Raw genomic sequence first — 21560 nt, forward strand, 5'->3', positions numbered from 1 at the left:
GTTATCCCACCGCCCCTAACCTTTGTTCATGCACAAGCTCGTACAGCTTGACCACTTCTTCCTCCGTCCCGAGCCTCTCATCGGCCAAGCGGCTTGCCAGCTCCGCCCTCAGCTCCGGCTCCTCGATTAGCCGGCCGATCCCTTCGGCAATGGCGCGAGGCTGCATTTCCACAATCCACCCGTTGCTTCCATGATGGATTTGATCCGTCACCGTACTGTAATTGGTCGTCACAATCGGCTTGCCTAATATTTTCGCCTCATCGATTGCGATCGACTTGCCCTCGAAGCGGGACGGCTGCACGACGATATCCGCCGCCTTCAAATAAGGATAAGGATTGTCTACCGCTCCCGGCAGCTTAAATCGGGACTCCAATCCCCGCTTTTGAATGAGCGCCTCCAGCTGTGCGCGTTCCTCCTCGCCCCCCTCTCCAAGCACGGTCCAGTGGATGGGATAACCTCTGTCGACAAGTAGGCTCGCGGCTTCAATCGCCAAATCAATTCCTTTTGCATGATGAAGCCGGGCAATGGTCAAGATGCGAATAGAGCCCCCGGTCAAAGCCGAACCAACGGACAAAGCGGAGCTCTTCCCTTCCGACATCCGCCGAATAACGGCGGGAGAAACGATATTTTGAATGACCTTGATTTTGCCGGTATAGTTCGCAAATTCGCGCCGCAGCGTCCCGCCGCATTCCTCCGACACGGTAACGATATGGTCCAATCGGCGGAAATACGGCTCATCCAGCCGGGCGTCCATCCCCATTCTGACGTAATCGGTATGAATCCAGCCGATCTTTGTTTTGGCCTCCACCTTGTCGACAATGTAATAAATCGGCGTTTTCTCCAAAAAGCCAACGGCCGCATCGTAGCTGCCCTCCAGCCCCTCGAACGTCCGCACAATATGTCTCCAGGCGAGCTGCTCCCGCTTGGCCGCATTGCCTTCCGTCCGCATAACCAGCCCCAAATACAAGCGGGCAAGCAGCCCCCGGACAGCTCCCTTTTTCAATAGCTGCAAGGCGGCCTCCTTCAGCGGCATATCGTAATAGCGATAATCCGCTGGCGGCACAAGCACGCGAACTTGCTTTGGCACATGGCCCAGAAACAACCCCTCCTGCTTAAACAGAAGCAAATCCACTTCATAACGCTCATAGTCAATCACTTGCAGCAAGGAGACCAGCGCTTTTTCCGCGCCGCCGCAATCCAGATGATTCATGACGAACAACAATTTCAGCTTCATGACTCACCCTCCCACAAGTTCGTACAGCTTGTCCATTTCTTCTTCCGTCCCGAGCTTCTCCAGCGACAGCTCGCGGCTTAGGCGGCTACCAAGCTCAGGCTGGTCGATCAGCCCCGCAATCGTCTTGGCGAGTGAATCGGCATCCATGGGCGCAATCAATCCGTTGATTCCATCGCGAATCTGATCTCTGGCCGTGCTGAAATTCGTGACAATAATCGGCTTCGCCAATATTTTGGCCTCGTCAATAGCGATCGACTTCCCTTCAAACTTTGAGGGCTGCACATAAATATCGCATTGCTCGATATAAGGATACGGATTCTCCTTTAGGCCAATCAGCTCAAAAATGCCTTCCAGACGATGCCGTTTCATCTCCGCTTCCAGCATCTCCCTGTCTTCTCCGTCGCCAATAATAAACCAGCGTACGTTATACCCGCCGGCAATCAGCTTCGAGCAAGCTTCAATCGCAAGCGGAAACCCCTTTTGCGGATGCAGCCGCCCAATGGAAAGAAGAATCGTTTCCTTCCCTTTCCTGCCGTAGACGTCGCGGCTTTGCCCTTGGCTCAGCCCTTTGATCAGTTTAGGGGAGACAATATTGTGAATCGTGCGGATTTTGTCTTGCTGCTGCGGAAAGCGCCTTTTCAAAATATTTTCGCACTCCTCCGATACCGTCACGATATAATCCAGCTGCTGGAAATACGGGTTGTCGAAATGAGGATCCATTCCCAGCTTGTCGTAATCGATATGAATCCAGCCGATTTTTTTGTCGGCGCGCACTTTATCGACGCAAAAATAAGTAGACGATTTCTCCAAAAAACCGATGGCGACATCGTATTTCTGCTCCAGCGGCTGCAAGGCGCTCGCGATATACTTCCAGCTTTGCTGCTCCGTGACGGAACTGCCGCGGCGATACTGGTTCCTTAAAAAATAGCCGATCCGATTCACCATCAGCCGAAGGGAGCGATCCGCCATCATGGCGCGCAGCGATTGAAGCAGCGGCAGCGAAAATACGGCATGAGCGGCTCCCGTTTCGAGCAGGCGAACTTGCTTAGGCAGAGCGCTCATGAAGATGCCCTCCGGGTTAAACAGAAACAAATCAACGTCATACTGCTCGTAATCGAGATGGGCAAGCAGCGTGACGAGGCTTTTTTCCCCGCCCCCGGCCGCGAGACTTGGCATCACAAACAATAGTTTCTTTTTCATCCGGTACCTCACGCCAGCTCGGCTAAATAGTTGACGGCCAAATGGGACATTTGTTGAATGCGCGGGACGGACTCTTGCAGCTTTGCTCTTATCTCGCTCTCCTGCTCCGCCATCTCCTCAAAAGCCGCAATCAGCGATTTGCCGCTAGACAGCTCTTGAATGCCCAGCACCAGCTTCTCTTCCCCGAACAAATCTTGGGCGATCCCTTTTGATTTGACGCTATATCCAAGCACTAGAGTTGGAACCGCGTTGGAGTAAGCCGCAATGGTCGCATGGGTACGCGCCCCGATAAAATAGCGCATTCTGGCGATATATCCTTTATACTGAATCGCGTTCAAATGGTCGGGGAGCAGGATGACTCTGCCGGTATGCTTGTATTGTTCAAAATAAAGCTTCAACACGTCATAGTCGTTGTTGCCCTCTTGAATGACATGCGGGGTGAGCGCGATCGTACTATCCGTCGTATTTAAAATATGCTGGATCAGCTCGCTCACCGCTCCCCTCGACGCCTCATTCCTTTTCCAGACAAGAGGAGAGAAGTTAATGCCGATCGTGTTGCCCGCTTGCCAGCCCCTCGGCAGCTCCAGCTCCTCTTTTTCCATCGTAAAAGCGGGATCTGCGCATAGCTTGACGTTCGTCAGCCCATGCTCCCGCAGCGTATTGTAAGTAAGAGATTCGCGTGCAAGAATCAAGTCATATCCCTTTAAATCTTCAAGCTTGCGCGGGGACAAATCTTCTTTGCCGATGGAACAGCCCCACAGCACCAGCTTTTTCCCTTTTCGCTTCACCCTGCGGTTAATTTCGTACCAGCCGGGCTGCTCGCCGTAGCAGTAGTTGTCGCCACCAATGGACAAGCAGACGTCCATATCGTCGATATGTTTAATAATGTTGGTATGAATTTTTCCAAGCGCGTACGACTCGTCTTGAAACAGCTTGTTTCGAATCGACGACACAAGCCAATCGTACGTATATTTCGCCAGCGGCCGGTCGGAGCCGTCATAAATGCCGTCGAGCTTGCCTATGATGGCGTCAGAATCCGGATTGTCGGACAGCAGATATACTTTTGATTTTTGAATGGATTGTTTAATGATGGAAGCTGAAGAACGGACAATCGCTTCACACCCCCGATTCATTGAGCCTCCATGCGCGTACATCATAATTTTCATAGGTAATCCACCCTTTCAAGATTTGTTTCTGGCCCGGCTATAAGCGGCGGCTCCATACAGGCCAAGCGCCGATTCCAAGCTCATCATTCGTATAAAAAGCCGCTCGTATCTTCCCATCCCGCTCCCGTTTTGCCGAATGTAGCGGGAGAGAGCCGTCTTCAGCTCGGAATGGCCCAACATCGATTTGACGTATTTGTATTTTTTAGCAAAAGAAAGCGGCGTTTCCTCCGAATAATAGGAATGAATGACCGACATGGCGGATCGGACGAACTTATTGGTCCGCAGCAGTAGAAGCTGCTCCCCGCTCAACGATTGAACCGCTTCGCGCGGCAGCTCCGCCTGGTACACCTCGACCGTTCTGGCGAAATAATCGACGGCCGCATTTCGTGTCGCGCTCCCCGCCGTTTCCCGGTAATGATACCCCGCGTAATCGAGGTAAAGAGCGGATTCCGATACGCCAAGAAACTTCATATTGAACAGTCCGTCCTCGCCTAGCGCCACCTTTTTCGGAAAAGCAACGCCGCAGCGACTCGCAAGCTCCCTACGGTAAAGCTTGTTGCAGACGGAATTGTATTGATCCGATTCCAAATAAAGAGGCAGAAGCGTATGGCGGATAAAAGTCTGATCCAATTTCGCTCCATCAGGGATCGGAAGGCGCATCACCGTGCCGGATTGCTCGTCCCCTTGAATATAGTTTGAAAATACGGCGTCGCAGCTATGGCCTACCGCCGCCTCATACAACGTTTCGTACATATGGGGCGACACCCAATCATCCGCATCCACAAAACCGATATAGGTTCCGCTAGCCGAGAGCAAACCCGCATTTCGCGCTTCGCTCACTCCCGCATTGGTTTGATGGATGAGGATGATTCTTTCGTCGCTGCTTCGATAACGCTCCAGAATGGATGCGCTGCTGTCCGAAGAGCCGTCGTTGACAAAAATAAACTCGCATTCCCGAAGCGACTGGGCAAGCAGCGATTCCACGCATTCCCGCAAATGCGCCTCGGCATTATACACGGGAATAATGACGCTCACTTTCGGCTTCCAACCGAGCTTCGACGCTTCCCTCAATCCGCTCTCCCCCTTCCTTGCTCTCGCCTTCGATGAAGCGGTACAGCTTGTTCAGCTCGCCGCTATTGCCATAATCGATCAGCGCCAAATTGGAGGACAGCAGCTGGCGCAGCCTTTCGTCCTTGTACAATCGCTCGATCCCTGCGGCAATCGCTTCCGGCGACACTTCGCAAAAAACGCCGTCCACTCCCTCCCTCACCTGACTGCCCGATGTGGGATACCGGGTAATGAGCACCGGCTTGCCCAATATTTGCGCTTCCGTCACCGTAACGGCTTTGCCTTCATATCTGGAAGGCTGCACGTACAAATCGCAAGCTTTTATATAAGGGTAAGGATTTTCCTGTTTCCCGAGCAAAATGAACTGCTCCTGCAGCCCATGCCTTTCAATAAGCGAGCGCAGCTCGGCCTCGCTGCCGCCAAAGCCGACAATATGCCATTTCAGCCCGGCATATCCCTTCTTTTTCAGCAGGAGCATGGCCTCTACCGCCATATCGAATCCTTTTACATACGAAAGCCTGCCGACCGAAACGATGTTGAAGCTGCTCCGCTTAAGCTCCGGCGCTTCCCCCGCCTCCGCCATTTTGCGGATAAAAGAGGGAGAAGTAATATTTTCGATCAGGGACAGCTTGCTGGAGAGTCCCGGATACTGCGCCAGAAATGAATCGGAGCACGCATCCGAAATGGACGCAATCCCGTCGTATTTCGCCCACATCCGCTCATCGAGCTTGTTGTCGATCGCAAGCTTGCTGTAGTCGGTATGAATCCAAGCCAGCTTCTTGTCCGCCTGGACGCGGTGCGCCACAAAATCATGAGGCCATGCATAGCTGATAGCCGCGGCGTAGCGCTTTTGAAGAGGGGGCAGCATACGGGCCAAAATGCTGGAGGTCAGCTGGAGCTGAATATAGCCCGAGCCTTCCGTTAAGCCCAGCCGCTTGGCCTTTGCAGCCGCCAATGCTTTGACCAGCATACGAACAAGAACCGATAGGCCCCGCCCCTCCCGCACACATTCCTTTAATGACTTTCGAAAAACAGTATACGCGCCCCGTTCCGGCAACAGCGAAGCCCCAGCCGGCAGCTCGCGAAGCAGCTCGCCGCGATGGGAGCAAACGAGCACATCCACGTCATAGCGCTCGTAATCAAAGCTGCGCAGCATATTGATGAGACTGCGCTCCACCCCGCCAATTTCCATATCGTAAACGGTTATTAAGATGTTTTTTTTCATATCGATGCTGTGGCCGGAAAAGGTTCCCGTTGCCCGATCGGGATCATTCGGCTCTCCCTCTTATTGACATACAGCGTATGTGCCGGAACTTCCCCTTTGACGACGCTGCCCGCAGCCACAACGGCATAATCGCCAATGACCGTCCCCCGCAAAATAACGGCGTTCGCTCCGATCCACACATGCCGGCCGATCGTAACGTCGCTTACAATCAAATGTCCGGCTCTGGCATCTCTAAAGTTATGGTCATGGTCGTTGATGCAAACATTGGGCGCAATTTTGGTATAGGCGCCGATGCTCATCCGCCCGACGCAATTAATGGTGCAATTGTCGTTAATAAAAACGTGGTCGCCAAGCAGCAGCTCTCCCCGGTGATCAATTCGCACGCTTGTATTTTTTCGGATAAACACAAACTTGCCGACGCTAAGCCGCGCCCCTCTGCTGAGCAGCTCAATGGAACTGCCCGCCTGCATAAAAAAAATGCCGCCCTTTAACCGCCCGGCATACAAAATCTTGACGAGACACGCTCGCAGCAAGCCAAAAAACTGCTGCTTATTCAGCGCAAGCATGCTAACAAAGCCGCGGTCCTCGTATTGCCGGCGAAACGTTCGAACAACTTGGCGCAAAGCTCCCATCCCGCATCTCCTCCCTTCTCAAAGCCTTCTTTAGGCCGTCGCTCGGTTTCCCTTGTCTCCGCCCTCTTTGGAGCGCCCCGATACTTTTCTTGTCAGCCATAAAATCGGCCTTAGCGGAAAATAGAGAAAATGCAGCTTTTTGGGAAGCGGCAGCGTCAAAGCGTCTTCCGGCAAAGGATGGAGCAGGCTGGCCAGAAAAATAAGTTTCTGCCGTTTCGTCATTAGCGCAAACAAATATTGCTTATGGTAACGCTCCACCTCTTTGGGCACTGGCGGACTATGCAAGTTGACCATCCTCCGCACATAAAACAAGGTATCCTCCGCCAGCCATTCGGCCTTGCGGCATGCAAGAACCGGCCTCATCTCCTCCTTGAGCGGCGCGGCCAGCAGTTTAGCGGCAAGGCTGACGGCCTGCCCGCCAATATGCAAAAGCTGATGCTTGCGCAGCAGAGCGATCAGTCTGCTCCAGTCGACCGGCTGGCTCATCAGCTGCTTAATGTCGAGCAGCCAGCGCAATCTCGACCATCCATGCCGGGCGCCGTGGGAGACCAAAAACATAAATAAATCTTCCCGTCCCAAATAAAAGATCGGGCGATTAACGAGCGGACTTTGCCGCTTGCGGCTCCACAGCTCCTCAAAGGAGGGTTCGCTGGAAGGGGCGGGACTAAGCCGCCAATGGACTTCGACCTTAATCCCTTTTTCCGGATGAAGAAACGTAATATGATGATGCCGCCACTTCCAATCGTTCAGCACGCTGGTGAAATAGTCGTCTTTCTCATAGCCGAGAGAAACAAGCAGCGACTCCGACGCCTCCAACTGATCAATCGGAACCAAAACATCGAGGTCGCACGACGTTCTTAAGGAAATGTCTCCATACAGATCGGCGGCGATGACGGGCCCTTTTAAAAAAAGCGCACGGATGTCGCTCGACATAAATCGGGAAGAAAGCTGCTCCATTTCGCCGCTTAAGGCGAGCATTTGCAATGTATTTCGATAATAATCGCGCGCGAGTTGTCCCGTAACGAAGGACGGAATAAGGGATGTCTTCAGCTCCTGAAGTGTGCGATTTATCGTTGGGAACACGCGATGATGCCGGGCTAGCTCAATAAACTGGGGCCAGCTTGTTTCCTGCATCAGCTCCCAATGCTCAAAGGTCATAGGGGTGCCTTCATCCATTTCGAGCAAAGCCAGCAATAGCCGCAGTTCCTGCGAAAATTCTCCAGTATGGAGAATAATGTCGGTTTTCATGGGGGACTCCTTCACGCTCAATCATTAATAACGAACAAAAAAATAGTTTTGTTCTATAAAACGAACACAACTACAGATTATCACTCCCCTATTATTATGTCAATCGCCTATGCTAGAATAAAAGAGTTCCTTATTACGAACATTTCGGAGGTTACACGCATGTCGAAATCAATCGTCTTGTTCGGCGCGGGCGGTCATGCCAAAGCGATTATCGATACGGTAGAAAAGGAAGGGCGCCACTCTATCGCCGGTTTGCTGGACGGCAACAAGCCGCCGGGCCAATCGGTGTACGGTTATGAAGTGCTGGGAGACGATTGTTGGTTGCTGAAGCACGGGGGCTCCATTGACGGTGCCATTGTCGCTATCGGCGACAATTGGACGCGCGCGGCAGTAACGGAGCAGTTGCTGCGGCTTTATCCCTCTCTTCCATTTTCAACCGCCATTCACCCTTCTGCCCAAATAGCACGAGGAGCCCGCATAGGAGCAGGCTCAGTCGTCATGGCGGGGGCCGTCCTTGGCAGCGATGCCGAAATGGGCGGGCATAACGTGATCTATCCGCTAGTAAACGTCGATCACGACTCCCGAACAGGTCCATTCGTCAGCTTCGCCCCAAGAAGCGTTAGCGGTGGCGATGTGCGAATTGGCGCTTATTCGGCTATAGGAATCGGCGCCACCCTTATTCACGGCATCACCGTTGGCGAACATTCCGTCATCGGCGCAGGCGCCACCGTCGTATCGGATATCCCTTCTTATACAGTAGCCTACGGCACACCCGCAAAACCGATCCGTACCCGCAAGCAGGGAGAGCGATATCTTTAGATCCGGTATCTTTAGATCCGGTATCTTTAGATCCGGTATCTTTAGATTCCATAGCTTTGAGATGCAATATTTTTGAGTCTCGCTATTTTAGTTGCGCTAGCCTCCAATGCTCTGCGCTTCCTTGCCGCAGGTGCTGCTCAGCACTTTACGCAGCACCTCGATGACCCGCCCCTGCTCTTCTTCGCTTAGGCTTGAGCCCGACGGCAAACAAAGTCCCGTCCGGAACAGTTCCTCGCAAACGGACGGCCCGTTCTCGTAATGGGAATAAAACGGGACTCCGTCGAACAACGGCTGCATATGAAGCGGCTTCCAAAGCGGTCTTACTTCAATATCCGCATCCGCCATTGCTTCAAGCAATTTTCGGACGATGAGCTCCGCTTCCGGATGGCGGAACGTCAACGTGCTCAGCCACCGGTTCGATCTTACGCCGGGCAGCTCAGGCATCCAAACCGCCTCTTCCCACTCCTTTAACGCTTCCTTATAAGCTGCAAATACGGCTCTCCTTGCTTCAACACGGTCGTCCAGCACTTCCAGCTGCGCCCTGCCGATACCGGCCAGCACGTTGCTCAGTCGGTAGTTGTATCCCATTTGGCTATGCTCGTAATGCGCGGCGGCGTCTCTAGCTTGAGTAGCCAGAAAGCGGGCCGACTCCAGCAGGTCGCTCTGATCCGAAACGAGCATGCCCCCTCCGGATGTTGTAATAATTTTGTTCCCATTGAAGGAAAAAACGCCGAACATTCCGAATGTCCCGCTCTGCTGTCCTTCAAAGGTGGAACCAAGCGATTCGGCGGCGTCTTCAATGACAGGTACTCCAAAGCGGTCGCAAATATCCATCAGCTCCGCCATATTGGCCAGCCCGCCATACAGATGAACGATAATTGCCGCTTTCGGAAGACAGCCTTTGCGCTCCGCATCCTGCAAAGCTCTCTCCAGCGCTCTGGGCGACATATTCCATGAATCCGGCTCGGAATCGATAAAGATCGGTTCGGCTCCTACGTAACGAATAGGATTTGCGCTGGCTACAAACGTAAAGCTGGAGCAGACGACTGTATCGCCCGGCCCAACCCCGAGCAGGCGAAGCGCCAAATGAATGGCCGCCGTCCCGGAGCTGACAGCCGCTGCTCCCGCTGTTCCGACATACGACGCCATTTCTCGTTCGAACGCATTTAAATGAGGACCAAGCGGCGCAATCCAATTGGTTGCAAACGCTTCTTCAATATAAGGCTGCTCCTTGCCGCTCATATGAGGAGGAGAAAGATAAATGCGGCCCTTTTGGCGATTTGGCTCAGTCAAAGGTTAGCTCATCCTTTCTGATTGGTCGTTGTGCCTTCATACAAAGGCATAGTGACATGACTGGCATGGCTGACCCCGTCCGATTGCAAAACCTTTTTGACCGTCAGCAGCAAAATTTTAAGATCGAGCCAAAAGCTGCGATGCTCGACATACCATACATCCCGCTCGAATCTTTCCTCCCAAGATACGGCGTTTCTCCCGTTCACTTGAGCCCAGCCCGTAATGCCCGGCTTCACATTGTGGCGTTTCGCCTGCTCCTCCGTATACAGCTCCAGGTAGCTCATCAGCAAAGGGCGTGGTCCTACGAGGCTCAGCTCGCCCCTAACGACGTTCAGAAGCTGAGGCAGCTCATCCAGGCTGAGCTTTCTAAGCAGCGTCCCAAACGGAGTCATACGAAGCTGATCCGACAGAAGCCTTCCTTCCGAATCTTTGGCGTCCGTCATTGTGCGGAATTTGTACAAATAGAACGGGCGGCCATGCAAGCCGGGACGCTGCTGCTTAAAGAGAACAGGCCCTCCCAGCTTGATGCGGATAAAAACGGCAGTAACCGCAATAAGCGGCGACAGTGCCGCAAGCAGACAGCAAGCCACCGCTAAATCAAACATTCGTTTCAACAACACAACTCTCTCTCCTCTGCCCGTCTCTACCTAAGAATTGGGGCTAAACATTTTCCTCATCATCGAAATAACGCTTGGTCCGACAATTCGTCCGATTACACGCTTGACGGCGCTTTTAAACCGTACGCGGGCGGGCAGCCATGACTGGGCAAAATGATGAATCGTATAACTGTCCGTCGTAATAAAATTGCCGCCGTTTATATAATCGTAAGGGCTGAAAAACACTCTCGGATAAAACACAACCCCATTCCCCAGCACCTGATGCTCCCCGTTTAAAAGCAGTCCCTCTTTTTTGCAATGTTCCGAAATGACAGCCGTATTGGTCAGCATATCGTAAGTGCCGTTAGGCAGAAGAAACGATCTTCTTTCGTAATCTTGCAGCAGCGCCCGAATCCAAGGGTGACCGGGAGACGCCCCCATCGTGCCCGACTGCAAAAAGGTTTCATCTTCAAAGCCAGTAAATGCGTCATGCGTCAAAAGCGGATCAAGCGGCTTTACGACTTCGACGTCCGTGTCCAAATAGATTCCGCCATGCTCGTTAAGTGCGAAGAGTCTGACGTAGTCGCTAACGAAAGCGTATTTCTTTGCCTCGTAAGCTTCCTTGACATAACGGGAGCTATTGATATCGAAATTGTCTTCGTTCCACTCGATAAAGCGGTAGCCTTTTAAATGCTTTTCCCAGCTTTTCATGCATTTTCGTATTTTGCTCGGCTTCTCCCCCCGCCCAAACCAGCAATAATGGACGATCCGCGGTATTCGTTCCTGCGCCTCCACAATAAATCCCCCTTAGTCCTCTTAGTCAGAACGGCCATTTCAAATAGTCGCTAGAATAGCGAATATCGAGAATGATGACATTTTCGTAGAAGAAGTAGACCAGGTAGAAGCTGACAAAAACAAAATAAAAGAATCGTTGGTCCTTCTCTCGAAAAAGCTTTACAATCCAACCCATCAAAATAAGCTGGTACAGCGTAAAATAGATGCCCAGCCGTGCGAAAATCCAGTTCTGCGTGGAAATGATCATAATAACCGCCCCGACGAGCGATAAATTAACGATGATGTCGCTTTGCGGAAAAATCGTTCTCAGCTTTTCCCGCCCCAAAAAGGCGATGACGATCGGAATGATGTAAACGACAACCCGCAATATGTTGGCTCCGCCTTCTTTGAAGCTTTCATATTCGGCATATTGCGTATTTTCGATGACGGCGAACAGCAAAGAGGAAAAATAGTTAAAGCCGACCACCATCAAGATGGCGATAGTCAGCATCAAAGTCGTTGTGATCGTCCAAGCTCTCCTTCTCACCAAAAAATAAATCGGCAGCATAAACAAAGCGCTTTGGTGGAAAAAAGAAGCCAGAATGACGACGGCAAAATATACTTTCCATTTCCCTTCAATTAAAGCTTTGGTCGCCGCAAACACGATGGCTGCCGCCAAAAACTGCCGGATTCCGTTCATCGATACGATAAACGCTCCCGTCGTTACGTAAGCAAATACGCTAAGCTCGATCAGTCTGGAGTATCGATAGAAAACAGCCAAAATTAAAAAGTTCGTGACTAGCGCCGTTACAAAAATCAACCATTGCGGGTCTTGCGTCCATTGCTTCAGAGCCATCTGAAGCAAATTAAAGCCGATGTCGTCCATGCCCATAACGGATTGCCAGTTGAATTCCGTAACTCTGTAGCTGTGCATGTACAGGAACGTATCGCCGATGTTGTTGCGAAGTCCCGCAACCGCAATGATACAGGCACCGGCAAGCCAAATATAAAATTTATTAGGCTGAATGGGGAGCGGCCCCTTGTCGGTCGCCATGGAAAAGTATCTGGCCATCACCGTACCGAAAAAACCGGCGAGCAAAGCAAACCATATCCACTCCATCCTTTAGCCTCCTTCTCTCGCGCTCTTTCGCCAGCCTAACTATTTTTCATAACCGTTTTCCGCTTTGTGCGGTGAATGTAAATGTACAAGGCGCAGCCAAGCGGTACCGCAAGCAGCGTCGTCCACTTGCGCGGCGATTCCGACAGGAATCGGGCGTTGCGAAGCATGAGGCTGCTGGATACATAATGAATCGCTTCCCGAAAGCGATCCCTGTACGTTAGAGCATAACGCATGGCCGTCTTGCGAAAAAAGGAAAAGCCCTTTGGGTTGCTCAAATATTGCTTGACCATATTCATGCTGGAGCCGTCGCCGCGATATTCGACGTAACATAACACTTCGTTCAAAACAAGCAGAGGCAGCTGCTGATCAATTAAAATGTACTTGTAGGACAAAGGACAATATTTTTCCCCTTCGAATAAAGGATACGGGGGGCATTCCTTCGTCAGCTTGGACCGGTAAACGAGCTTTTTGTCGCCCGTAACGCCGTGGACGGCGTAAATCCCGGACAACGTAGCGCTGGTGAGCGTTTCGGGAAGTCTGCTGCCAATAATCGCTCCATCCGGCGAAGCGTCGAGGCCAACTAGGCCGGCGTAATCTTCCCCGCCATAACGCCGCCAATGCTGAACTATTTTTTTTACCGCATTATCGGCCATGTAGTCGTCAGAGTCGATACACACATTGAGCTCCGTATCGATATGCTCGTATGCGGTATTATGAGCGCCGTGCATTCCTTGATTTTGCTGATAAATATACCGAATGTCGAAATCGGCCTCTTCCTTCCATTTCTGCACCAGCTCAGCCGTCCCATCGGATGATCCATCGTCCACAACGAGCCAAATAAACGATTTATCGCTTTGGCGCTGCAAGCTTTCGTAGCATAAATGCAGCGTATACGCTCTATTGTAGGTAGGCGTAAACACGGTTAACGCAGGTTTTGCCCCCGCCATCTTCTCGCTCCCCCTATTCCGATGAAGCCGCCGCGGCTTGCCGGGCGTAAAAGGCTCCCAGCCATTCCGCCATCGCGGCGGCGTCGTATCCGCTTTGCTTCAGCAGGCTTCTAGTGTCTGTACGTTCCAGCGGCGTATTTAAAATGAGCTCGCTCCATTCCTCCGCCGAACGTTCAAGCGGCACAAACGCTACTCTCCCCGTCACATTGCTTTCCGTCGTAATCCGGTCGGATACGATGCAGGGCAGTCCCGCCGCCTGAGCTTCCACCAGTACGACTGGCAGCCCCTCGAACAGGGACGGAAATAAAAAAACATCCATCCCTTGAAGCAGATCCGCTACATCTTCTCTCACGCCCAAAAAACGAATGGAAGCCGCAAGTCCGCGCTTTTCCGCTTCCTTCTCGATGACGGGACGCAAATAACCGTCTCCCGCAAGTACGAGCAGCGCATCCGTTCTCCGGCGCAGCAGCGCTTCAAAGATGTTAAGCAGGAACGAGTGATTCTTCTGTTCATTGAATCGTCCGATATGGCCAACAACGAGCCCCTCGCCCGCGCCAAGCTCCTGCCGAATCGCCGCCCTTACTTCCGGCTTGTAAGCAAATTCCTCGGTGTTCACCGCATTATTTAAAACGGTTACGCTGCCGCCCGCCGATTTTGATTTGCCGAACAGCCACTCCCCCGCCCTCTCCGAACATGCGAAATAAGCGCTAGGATGATCTTTAATGGAATATCTCGCATACATGCGAAACGGAAATTTATAATCCAAGCGGAGATCGCTCAAATGGCTATGGATAATCCGGCACGGCACGCCCGCTTTTTTGGCCGCACGCAGCACAAATCCGCTGTTTTCATTCATGTGGGAGTGAACGACTTTATATTCCTTGTGCTCTGCAAAAAAACGGTCCAGCTCCTTGAAGTAGCGGCGATAATTGCCGGGCCGGATAGGCGGCATCCGGTATAGCTTTCCGCCAAGCGCAACAATTTCCTTGTCGTAATGCCCCTCTTCCGCTCGATGAACCAAAAAGTCAAACTGAATGCCGCTTCGGCTCATTTGACGGTAATAATTCATAAGCATCGTCTCAAGGCCTCCGCGATTCATGACGGTGACGACCTGCAAAATGCGCATCGGCTTCGGCTGCTCCTCCATTGGGATCAGCTGCGATCGTTTATCGTTCTGCGTTTGCTGTCTCTGCGCTCGCTTATCGTTCTGCGCTTGCTGTGACCGCTTGTCCCTCTGCGCCCGCTCTGTTTGCACCACTTCTTCTCCTCCTTGTCCACTTCTTCGTCCTTAAACCTTCAATGCCGTACAGCATGGCATACAAAGGCGCCGCCCACCTCCGCTTGGCCAAGCCATAGAATACCTTCCAAGGAAGCGAGCACGCGGAGGAGTCGAAGGACAGCAGCGCGCTTCTGATTGTTGCATCGCCAAGCAATCTTTTGATTTCCCCAATTTTTTTTCGTGCGGGAGCGGGATTGGAATCGCCGACAATGTTTAGTCCAAGACCGAGCACATTAAGCGAAATGCGATTTTGCAAAGCGCTGCTGTATTCGCCTCCAAGCGCGTTCAATCGTACAAACTCCGCCATTTTTCCGTACAGCGTCTTAAACTGGCGCAGCAGCTCCGGCTTGTAGCGGGTCGTAATCGATCCCGCGCTCGCTCTCCAATAGTGATAATAGGGCCTGTTTAAAAACAGAAACGATTGCGCCCGGCTGCAAACCGACACGTTAAACAAAGTGTCCTCGTTGCTGCCAATCGCCTTCAGGTCGGTAAAAAAGAGACCGCCGCCGCCTTGAAGCAGCTCAGCCCGGTACAGCTTCGACCAGACCGTTCCCCATGCATCCAGCGATTCGGGCAACCCCGTCTCCGCTCCAAGCGGCCCGATCAGCCTTCGCGTCAGCTGAAGCTGTACCTCTTCGCCTAGATAAAGCGTGCCGTCGGGAAGAGGAAACGGCTTTGGCTTGCTGTGCCCGCCAAACTCGCGAACATAGCCGCACATGACGATATCGGCATGATGCTTCACCGCTTCGTCATACATGGTGCCGTACATCTCGGCATCGACCCAGTCGTCGGGATCTACGAAGCCGATATAACGTCCGCGGCAGTAGCCAAGCCCGATGTTGCGCGCGGCGGATACCCCGCCATTTTCGACCCGAATGACTTGTATCCGGGAATCGAGTGCGGCATATCCCATCAGCAGGCCGTCCGTTCCATCCGTAGACCCGTCATTTACCGCTATAATCTCGATATTTGGGAAGGTTTGCGCAAGCAAGCTGTCCAAGCATCTGGACAAATAAGCTTCCATATTAAATATAGGAACGACGATACTGATAACCGGCTCCATCGGCAGCCTCCGTCATTAATGAGTTGTAAATGCCCGCAAGCTCCTCTTGCACGCGTTCCAGCGAATAACCCTTCACACGCTCCAGACTTTTAAGGCCCATCCGTTGTCTCGATTCTTGGAAGCATTTCAGAAGCTGAAGCCTGCTCGCAAATTCCTCCGGATCGCCGGGCTCAACCAGAAAGCCGTTTTTCCCTTCCTCCACCAGTTCCTCATGGCCTCTGTTCCTTGTCGCAACAACGGGCAGACCGCTGGCCATCGCCTCCATAATGTTAAGGGGCAATCCTTCTCTCAGACTAGCGGATACAGCCACATCGCACATCGGAATCACTTTGCGCAAATCGTTCCGATAGCCCAAAAAATCAACCATAGACGCAACGCCAAGCTCGCAGGCGAGCGCGCGGCAATCCTCAAGCTTCGGTCCGACTCCTGCAAGCAGCAGCCTTGCTCCCGGCACTTTCCCTTTCAGCTTGGCTAACGCCTGCAGCAGCAGCTCATGATTTTTGTTCGCATTAAACTCGGCGGCGTAGATCATTAAATAATGATCCGGCGTATAATTAAACCGTTCTCTCAGAGCCCGCCTTTCCTCCGCGGCAAGCGGCGCATACATCCCGGTATGCACGCCGACTCCGTGTACATGATGGATTTCGCCTGCGCGGAACCCTTTTGCCAGCGCGCGCCTGTAATCTTCCCCGTTAATAGTAATCAGGCTGTCGGTTACAGAGGAGAGCAGCTTTTCAATCGGATAATAGAGCAGCCAGTTCTGAACGGGCGCACCCTTGTAGAAATGAAATCCATGCGCGGTATAAATGACTTTGGCGCCGCTTTTCCTCGCCCCTCTCGCCGCAAGCCGGGTAAGCACGCCGCCCATCGGCGTATGGCAATGAATGAGGCTGTAGCTCTCCGCCTCCATAATCGCTTTCAGTTCAAAATAAGCTTTTACATTGACCGCCCGGAACGGGGAGCGCTGAATCGGGATATTGAATTTGCGGTCGACGAATGGCAAATCCAGCTCGCCGCTCGCCGCCACATGCACTTCCCAGCCGCGTTTCGCAAACCACTCCATAATCGGCAGATGAAAAGCTTTAAAATGATAGTCGACCGTAGCGCAAAACAAAATTTTAGGCTTCATGGCGAACCGTTTCCCTCTCGATCATCCGGGATAAATATTGAAGCAGCTCAAACCGCAATTCATCGCGCTGCAGCGCAAATTCGATTGTCGTTTGAATAAAGCCCATCTTCTCGCCAACATCGTACCGCTTCCCGCTGAATTCGTAAGCGAATACAGCTCTTGAACGATTCAGCTCGGCAATCGCGTCCGTGAGCTGAATTTCTCCGCCGGAGCCCGGCTTTTGATTGCCGAGAATGTCGAATATTTCAGGGGTCAAAATGTACCGTCCCATAATAGCCATATTGGATGGAGCGTCTTCTCTTTTCGGCTTTTCCACCAAATGGTTGATCCGATGGAAGGAAGGCTCCATCACCATGCCGTCCACAATGCCGTAACGGGATACCTCTTCATCGCCCACCTGCTGGACGCCGATAATCGAAGAGCCGTATTGCTCGTATTTTTCGATCATTTGCTTCAGGCAGGGCTTCTCCGCGGAAATAATATCGTCTCCTAGCAGCACCGCAAACGGTTCATCGCCGATAAATTTTCTGGCGCACCATATCGCGTGGCCGAGCCCCTTCGGCTCTTTCTGCCGAATGTAGTGGATGTCGACCATATCCGACGATTTTCTCACCTCTTGCAGCAAATCGAATTTGCTTTTGGAGGCCAGCATCTGTTCGAGTTCCATGGAGTTGTCAAAATGATCTTCGATAGCCCGCTTCCCTTTGCCCGTTACAATAATGATATCTTCAATGCCGGACTCGATCGCTTCCTCCACAATATATTGAATGGTCGGCTTGTCGACGATTGGCAGCATTTCCTTCGGCATCGCTTTCGTAGCGGGAAGAAAACGGGTTCCAAGGCCCGCCGCAGGTATAATCGCTTTTCTTACTTTCATCTCGTCATCTCTCCTTCGCTTTTATCCCGTTACCGATGCCAGCTTATGGCTTGCTTCCGGCTCGTCATGATTCGCCAGATCCAGAAGCCTCACCTTCAGCTCCGCATGGTTAATCGAATGGAAATCGCCAATCAGCCTTTCGATTTCCTCGTATAAGATGACCGACGCTTTTCCTATGTAAATTTTCGGGTAAACTTGCCCCTCCATCACTTCGTCGTGCTTGAGCATTTCCTCAAACAGCTTTTCGCCCGGACGGATGCCCGTATATTCAATATCGATTTCATCGAGCGAATATCCCGACATTCGAATGACGTTTTGCGCCAGTTCCGTAATATTGACGGGGTCGCCCATATCGAGCACAAAAATTTCTCCGCCCTTCGCAAGCGCGCCCGCTTGAATGACCAGGCGCGACGCCTCCGGGATCGTCATAAAATAACGAACCATGTCGGGATGCGTGACCGTAATCGGCCCGCCTTTGGCAATTTGCTTTTTGAACAACGGAATGACGCTGCCCCTGCTTCCCAAAACGTTGCCGAAGCGCACCGCGACAAACTTGGTGCCGCTAACTCGATCCATATGCTGGATAATCATTTCCGCAAGCCGCTTCGTCGAGCCCATTACGCTGGTCGGATTGACCGCTTTATCCGTAGAGATCATGACAAAGGAGCCTACGCGGCTTTTGCTTGCCGCCCTTGCCGCATTTAGCGTTCCGATGACATTGTTTTTAAACGCTTCCTCGGGATTGCGCTCCATAAGCGGCACATGCTTGTGCGCCGCAGCATGGTAGACGACCTCCGGGCGATGGAACATCATGACCGCCATCATTTTTTCCGCGTCCTGCAAATCGGCAATTTCCGTATAAAATTTAATGTCCGTTTCCTTGAACATTTCTTTAAGCTCCATCTCGATCGCATAAATGCTGTTTTCCCCATGGCCCAGCAATACCAGCTTCTCCGGCAAGAAACGGGAAATTTGACGGCAAACCTCCGACCCAATCGAGCCGCCCGCTCCGGTTACAAGCACCACTTTGCCTTTTAAATAACCGGAGATGCTTTCAATGTCGAGCTCCACCGGCTCGCGCCCCAGCAAATCCTCCACTTGCACGTCGCGGAATTGCGTAACGGAGATGCGTCCCGTTGCCAAATCTTCGAGCATCGGAATAATTTGCGTTTTTGAGCTTGTTTTTGCGCATTCCGTATAAATATCGTAAAGCTCCCTTTTGGTCAGAGAAGGAATGGAAATGACGATATTGTCGATGTCCAGCTCTTTCGCTTTTGTGAAAATATCCGCTATGCCTCCCGCAACCGGAATGCCCATAATGTCCAGCATTTGCTTATGCGCGTCGTCATCGATAAACGCAACGGGGAGAAGCTCGGCGTCCGGGTTATGGATCAACTGCCTGGCCAGCATCGTCCCGGCCGAGCCCGCTCCGACAATAAGCGTCCGCTTCCGCTTGCCGCTTTGCCGGATCAAGTTGCCGCGCACAATGCGCCAGCACAATCTGGAACCGCCAATGAGCAAAATATGAATCATCCACGTGACCGCAAGCAGCTTATGAGGAAGCTGCTGATGCAGAGCGCCTTGCGCCAGTCCCGCAAATAGAAACGAAAGCCCTACCGCTTTTACGATAATGAGCAGTTCCCCGACGCTGGCATATTCCCACGCTTTTTTGTACAGCTTGAAATAGAAGAAAAAAACGTGATGAAGCGCTAGGAGAAGGGCGGCCAGCGTGTAGAAGGCCCCATCCGCCGGAAACGACGGCGTTAGCAGCCAACGGCTAAGTCCAAGAGCCGCAAGTACAATTGCCGAGTCCAGCAGCACAAGCAAAGACAGTCTACTTCGATAGGTCATTTCAACCTCATCCTTTCTTTAAGGCAAGCGCCTTTCACTTTCGTGCTTTATAACGAACAATTTGGCCGAAAAAAAGACGTTATCCGATGAAACATCATCTAACGTTCTTTTGGTTCAAAATAGCCCCTATAATGTTGGCTCCGGCAAAGGACAGAGATTGCTTCGCTTCCAAAGCTTTGCTGTGTGTCGTCTTGCCGCAGCGGAGCAGCAGCACTACTCCGTCGCACTTGTTTACGAGCGCGTTCGTATCGGGAGCCGTCAGAACCGGCGGGCTGTCAATGACGATTCGGTCAAAGCGGTCCGTCGCTCCTCTAAGCAATTCCTTCATTTTATTCGAATCCAGCATATCGGCGGAATTTCCGAAGCTAAGTCCGCTGGTCATGAGCCACAGGCCCTCTACTTCCGTCTCCTGCGTCGACTCCTCGAAAGTTAGCTGATCGGTGAGCACATTGGAAAGGCCCGGAGAAATTTGCGTATTGAATATTTTATGAAGCATCGGGTTTCGGAAATTCGCATCGATGAGCAGCACTCGCTCGCCTCTTTGCGCGATGCTGATCGCCAAATTGATTGCCGCCGTCGACTTCCCGTCCCCTTCACCCGGCGATGTGACGATAAGCGAACGGACGGATTTGCCGTCTGACGCATATTGAATGCTGTTGCGAATCGTCCGGTATTGCTCCGAAATGCGATGTGTCGGATTCAAATAAGCAATTAAACTCCGGCTGACAACCTTCCTAGCGATTTTTGCCCGTTCACGAACCAATGGACTCACTCCTAATTAGCGCTGGTTTTTGTTTTTTGGCGGAAGCGGTCGTATGCCTTTGCTTGATTTTGGACACTTGGCCGAGCATGTTCAGCCCAAGCGTTCCCTCAATATCCTGCTCCGTCCGAATGGAATCGTCGAGCGAATCAAGCAAAAAGGCCAAGCTCATGCTTAAAATAAGTCCGACGATAAAAGCGACGTATACGATCGTATTGCTTTTCACATTTATGGAAAACGGTTCTGGCTTTGCCTCTGTCAACAGCCTGATGCTGCTTACGCCGAGCGTATCATTTGCAATCTCTCGAAAAACACTGACAACGGAATTGGCGATATCGGCCGCCCGCTCCGGGTTCGTATCGGCAACGGTAATAACCGTAATTAAGGAAGAATCAACGCTGTCGACGCGAATTTGGCTTCTAAGCTGCCCGGGGGACGCATCCAAATCCAATTGTTTGATCACCTGATCCAGCACAATCGGCTCGCGCACTAGCGCCCTGACCGTCGACATCATGTCGTTCGATGCAGCAATGATGACGCGCGATGACGAAGCGTAAATATCCGGCTCGGCTTGAGAGTTGTACATGTAGGCAAAAGCTGTCAAAAATCCGGTGATGATGACGATCAGCCATACTCTGTTTCGAATCGTGCCAATCAGTTTCCTTAGATCGATTTCATTGCCTTTTGGAGAAGAAAGCGAATCTTTTTTTCGGTTCGATTCCATTATCGCTACACCCGCTTATTTTGTTAGTTATAATGAACATTAACACAAGTGTAGTTCTTTATATAGAACGTGTCAATACAAATCCACTATCTTTTTTGTGTAAAGGCTTTAGTGATCGATATGAAGGATAATAATATTGGACTTCTTTTTTCCGTCGTAGCTCGTGTATTCCTTGTTCTTGTCATGACCTTCTCTCCATTTGTTCGAACGTACCAAATCTTTCAGCGCCCTAAAGTCCCCTTTGCTCATTCCTTCGTCCACAGCGTCGCGAATAATGGAATGCCATTCCTCGTCCAGTACTTCATCCACCCACACCTTTGGGGAGAGGTCTTCGCCGAGCAAATATTCGATATGGGTATCCAAATGGTAGGCAATTTTGGCGAGGACCTGCAAGGAAGGATTGTTTTGCACATTTCGTTCGATGTAGCTCAAGTAGGACTTGGAGACGCCCGCCAAATCGGCGAGTTTCGTAATGGAGTAACCCTTTTTTTCTCTAAGCGATTTGATCCGTTCCCCAATCATAATATTCTCCTTCAGTCAGATTAGATCCGTACT

General features: G+C 51.8%; 21 protein-coding genes. 1 reads left to right on the forward strand and 20 read right to left on the reverse strand.

The features are described 5' to 3' along the window. Position 1: 1 nt before the first annotated feature. From ACFQZE_RS10400 to ACFQZE_RS10430, 7 genes are read right to left on the reverse strand one after another with little or no spacing between them, the layout of a single operon-like run. Positions 2-1234: a glycosyltransferase gene (locus tag ACFQZE_RS10400; protein ID WP_379356473.1), complete on the reverse strand. Its 1233-nt coding sequence runs from the start codon at positions 1232-1234 to the stop codon at positions 2-4. A gap of 3 nt (positions 1235-1237) precedes the next feature. After that, positions 1238-2434, reverse strand: a complete 1197-nt coding sequence (locus tag ACFQZE_RS10405; RefSeq protein WP_379356475.1) for a glycosyltransferase — start codon at positions 2432-2434, stop codon at positions 1238-1240. A gap of 8 nt (positions 2435-2442) precedes the next feature. Then, on the reverse strand, positions 2443-3600 hold the full coding sequence (locus ACFQZE_RS10410; RefSeq protein WP_379356477.1) for a polysaccharide pyruvyl transferase family protein: 1158 nt from the start codon (positions 3598-3600) through the stop codon (positions 2443-2445). Positions 3601-3615: 15 nt separating this feature from the next. Beyond that, positions 3616-4671 (reverse strand): glycosyltransferase family 2 protein, encoded by a 1056-nt coding sequence (locus tag ACFQZE_RS10415; RefSeq protein ID WP_379356479.1) that lies wholly within the window; start codon positions 4669-4671, stop codon positions 3616-3618. Further along, a complete protein-coding gene (locus ACFQZE_RS10420; protein WP_379356481.1) occupies positions 4610-5893 on the reverse strand; it encodes a glycosyltransferase in 1284 nt (427 codons plus the stop codon). Before ACFQZE_RS10420 ends, ACFQZE_RS10415 begins: the two co-directional genes overlap by 62 nt. After that, on the reverse strand, positions 5890-6525 hold the full coding sequence (locus tag ACFQZE_RS10425; protein ID WP_379356483.1) for an acyltransferase: 636 nt from the start codon (positions 6523-6525) through the stop codon (positions 5890-5892). The genes ACFQZE_RS10420 and ACFQZE_RS10425 overlap by 4 nt, the downstream gene beginning before the upstream one ends. Positions 6526-6555: 30 nt before the next feature. Then, the gene (locus ACFQZE_RS10430; RefSeq protein ID WP_379356485.1) at positions 6556-7773 is read right to left on the reverse strand and encodes a nucleotidyltransferase domain-containing protein; all 1218 of its coding nucleotides are present in this window, start codon (positions 7771-7773) and stop codon (positions 6556-6558) included. Between the two features lie 159 nt (positions 7774-7932). On the opposite strand from ACFQZE_RS10430, the gene ACFQZE_RS10435 reads away from it, so the two are divergent. Further along, complete coding sequence (locus ACFQZE_RS10435) at positions 7933-8592, forward strand: acetyltransferase (protein WP_379356487.1); 660 nt, start codon at positions 7933-7935, stop codon at positions 8590-8592. Between the two features lie 96 nt (positions 8593-8688). On the opposite strand, the gene ACFQZE_RS10440 is transcribed toward ACFQZE_RS10435, so the two are convergent. From ACFQZE_RS10440 to ACFQZE_RS10500, 13 genes are all read right to left on the reverse strand, one after another. Continuing rightward, positions 8689-9834, reverse strand: a complete 1146-nt coding sequence (locus ACFQZE_RS10440; RefSeq protein WP_379357032.1) for a DegT/DnrJ/EryC1/StrS family aminotransferase — start codon at positions 9832-9834, stop codon at positions 8689-8691. A gap of 59 nt (positions 9835-9893) precedes the next feature. After that, a complete protein-coding gene (locus ACFQZE_RS10445) occupies positions 9894-10505 on the reverse strand; it encodes a sugar transferase (RefSeq protein WP_379356489.1) in 612 nt (203 codons plus the stop codon). Positions 10506-10532: 27 nt separating this feature from the next. After that, positions 10533-11276 (reverse strand): glycosyltransferase family 32 protein, encoded by a 744-nt coding sequence (locus ACFQZE_RS10450; RefSeq protein ID WP_379356491.1) that lies wholly within the window; start codon positions 11274-11276, stop codon positions 10533-10535. Between the two features lie 25 nt (positions 11277-11301). Continuing rightward, positions 11302-12375, reverse strand: coding sequence for an EpsG family protein (locus tag ACFQZE_RS10455; RefSeq protein WP_379356493.1), 1074 nt, complete (start codon positions 12373-12375; stop codon positions 11302-11304). Between the two features lie 35 nt (positions 12376-12410). Further along, positions 12411-13322, reverse strand: coding sequence for a glycosyltransferase family 2 protein (locus ACFQZE_RS10460; protein ID WP_379356495.1), 912 nt, complete (start codon positions 13320-13322; stop codon positions 12411-12413). A gap of 13 nt (positions 13323-13335) precedes the next feature. Continuing rightward, complete coding sequence (locus tag ACFQZE_RS10465) at positions 13336-14580, reverse strand: glycosyltransferase family 1 protein (protein ID WP_379356497.1); 1245 nt, start codon at positions 14578-14580, stop codon at positions 13336-13338. Beyond that, positions 14522-15664, reverse strand: coding sequence for a glycosyltransferase family 2 protein (locus ACFQZE_RS10470; protein WP_379356499.1), 1143 nt, complete (start codon positions 15662-15664; stop codon positions 14522-14524). The genes ACFQZE_RS10465 and ACFQZE_RS10470 overlap by 59 nt, the downstream gene beginning before the upstream one ends. Continuing rightward, a complete protein-coding gene (locus ACFQZE_RS10475; protein ID WP_379356502.1) occupies positions 15627-16793 on the reverse strand; it encodes a glycosyltransferase family 4 protein in 1167 nt (388 codons plus the stop codon). Before ACFQZE_RS10475 ends, ACFQZE_RS10470 begins: the two co-directional genes overlap by 38 nt. Continuing rightward, a complete protein-coding gene (gene galU / locus ACFQZE_RS10480) occupies positions 16783-17670 on the reverse strand; it encodes a UTP--glucose-1-phosphate uridylyltransferase GalU (RefSeq protein WP_379356504.1) in 888 nt (295 codons plus the stop codon). Before galU ends, ACFQZE_RS10475 begins: the two co-directional genes overlap by 11 nt. Before the next feature lie 21 nt (positions 17671-17691). Then, positions 17692-19521, reverse strand: a complete 1830-nt coding sequence (locus ACFQZE_RS10485; protein ID WP_379356506.1) for a polysaccharide biosynthesis protein — start codon at positions 19519-19521, stop codon at positions 17692-17694. A gap of 94 nt (positions 19522-19615) precedes the next feature. Beyond that, entirely contained in the window at positions 19616-20284 is a 669-nt protein-coding gene (locus ACFQZE_RS10490) for a CpsD/CapB family tyrosine-protein kinase (RefSeq protein WP_379356508.1), read from the reverse strand. After that, positions 20274-21005, reverse strand: a complete 732-nt coding sequence (locus ACFQZE_RS10495) for a YveK family protein (RefSeq protein WP_379356510.1) — start codon at positions 21003-21005, stop codon at positions 20274-20276. The genes ACFQZE_RS10490 and ACFQZE_RS10495 overlap by 11 nt, the downstream gene beginning before the upstream one ends. Before the next feature lie 108 nt (positions 21006-21113). After that, complete coding sequence (locus ACFQZE_RS10500) at positions 21114-21527, reverse strand: helix-turn-helix domain-containing protein (protein ID WP_379356512.1); 414 nt, start codon at positions 21525-21527, stop codon at positions 21114-21116. Positions 21528-21560 lie beyond the last annotated feature (33 nt).

Source organism: Paenibacillus sp. GCM10027627 (genome assembly GCF_042675505.1).
Classification (GTDB): Bacteria; Bacillota; Bacilli; order Paenibacillales; family Paenibacillaceae; genus Pristimantibacillus.

Coding starts and splice junctions, on each gene's coding strand:
- ACFQZE_RS10405 (WP_379356475.1), bottom strand. CDS start 2,434: ATGAAAAAGAAACTATTGTTTGTGATGCCAAGTCTCGCGGCCGGGGGC.
- ACFQZE_RS10410 (WP_379356477.1), bottom strand. CDS start 3,600: ATGAAAATTATGATGTACGCGCATGGAGGCTCAATGAATCGGGGGTGT.
- ACFQZE_RS10455 (WP_379356493.1), bottom strand. CDS start 12,375: ATGGAGTGGATATGGTTTGCTTTGCTCGCCGGTTTTTTCGGTACGGTG.
- ACFQZE_RS10420 (WP_379356481.1), bottom strand. CDS start 5,893: ATGAAAAAAAACATCTTAATAACCGTTTACGATATGGAAATTGGCGGG.
- ACFQZE_RS10470 (WP_379356499.1), bottom strand. CDS start 15,664: ATGGAGCCGGTTATCAGTATCGTCGTTCCTATATTTAATATGGAAGCT.
- ACFQZE_RS10425 (WP_379356483.1), bottom strand. CDS start 6,525: ATGGGAGCTTTGCGCCAAGTTGTTCGAACGTTTCGCCGGCAATACGAG.
- ACFQZE_RS10500 (WP_379356512.1), bottom strand. CDS start 21,527: ATGATTGGGGAACGGATCAAATCGCTTAGAGAAAAAAAGGGTTACTCC.
- ACFQZE_RS10475 (WP_379356502.1), bottom strand. CDS start 16,793: ATGAAGCCTAAAATTTTGTTTTGCGCTACGGTCGACTATCATTTTAAA.
- ACFQZE_RS10485 (WP_379356506.1), bottom strand. CDS start 19,521: ATGACCTATCGAAGTAGACTGTCTTTGCTTGTGCTGCTGGACTCGGCA.
- ACFQZE_RS10400 (WP_379356473.1), bottom strand. CDS start 1,234: ATGAAGCTGAAATTGTTGTTCGTCATGAATCATCTGGATTGCGGCGGC.
- ACFQZE_RS10460 (WP_379356495.1), bottom strand. CDS start 13,322: ATGGCGGGGGCAAAACCTGCGTTAACCGTGTTTACGCCTACCTACAAT.
- galU (WP_379356504.1), bottom strand. CDS start 17,670: ATGAAAGTAAGAAAAGCGATTATACCTGCGGCGGGCCTTGGAACCCGT.
- ACFQZE_RS10435 (WP_379356487.1), top strand. CDS start 7,933: ATGTCGAAATCAATCGTCTTGTTCGGCGCGGGCGGTCATGCCAAAGCG.
- ACFQZE_RS10495 (WP_379356510.1), bottom strand. CDS start 21,005: ATGGAATCGAACCGAAAAAAAGATTCGCTTTCTTCTCCAAAAGGCAAT.
- ACFQZE_RS10430 (WP_379356485.1), bottom strand. CDS start 7,773: ATGAAAACCGACATTATTCTCCATACTGGAGAATTTTCGCAGGAACTG.
- ACFQZE_RS10440 (WP_379357032.1), bottom strand. CDS start 9,834: ATGAGCGGCAAGGAGCAGCCTTATATTGAAGAAGCGTTTGCAACCAAT.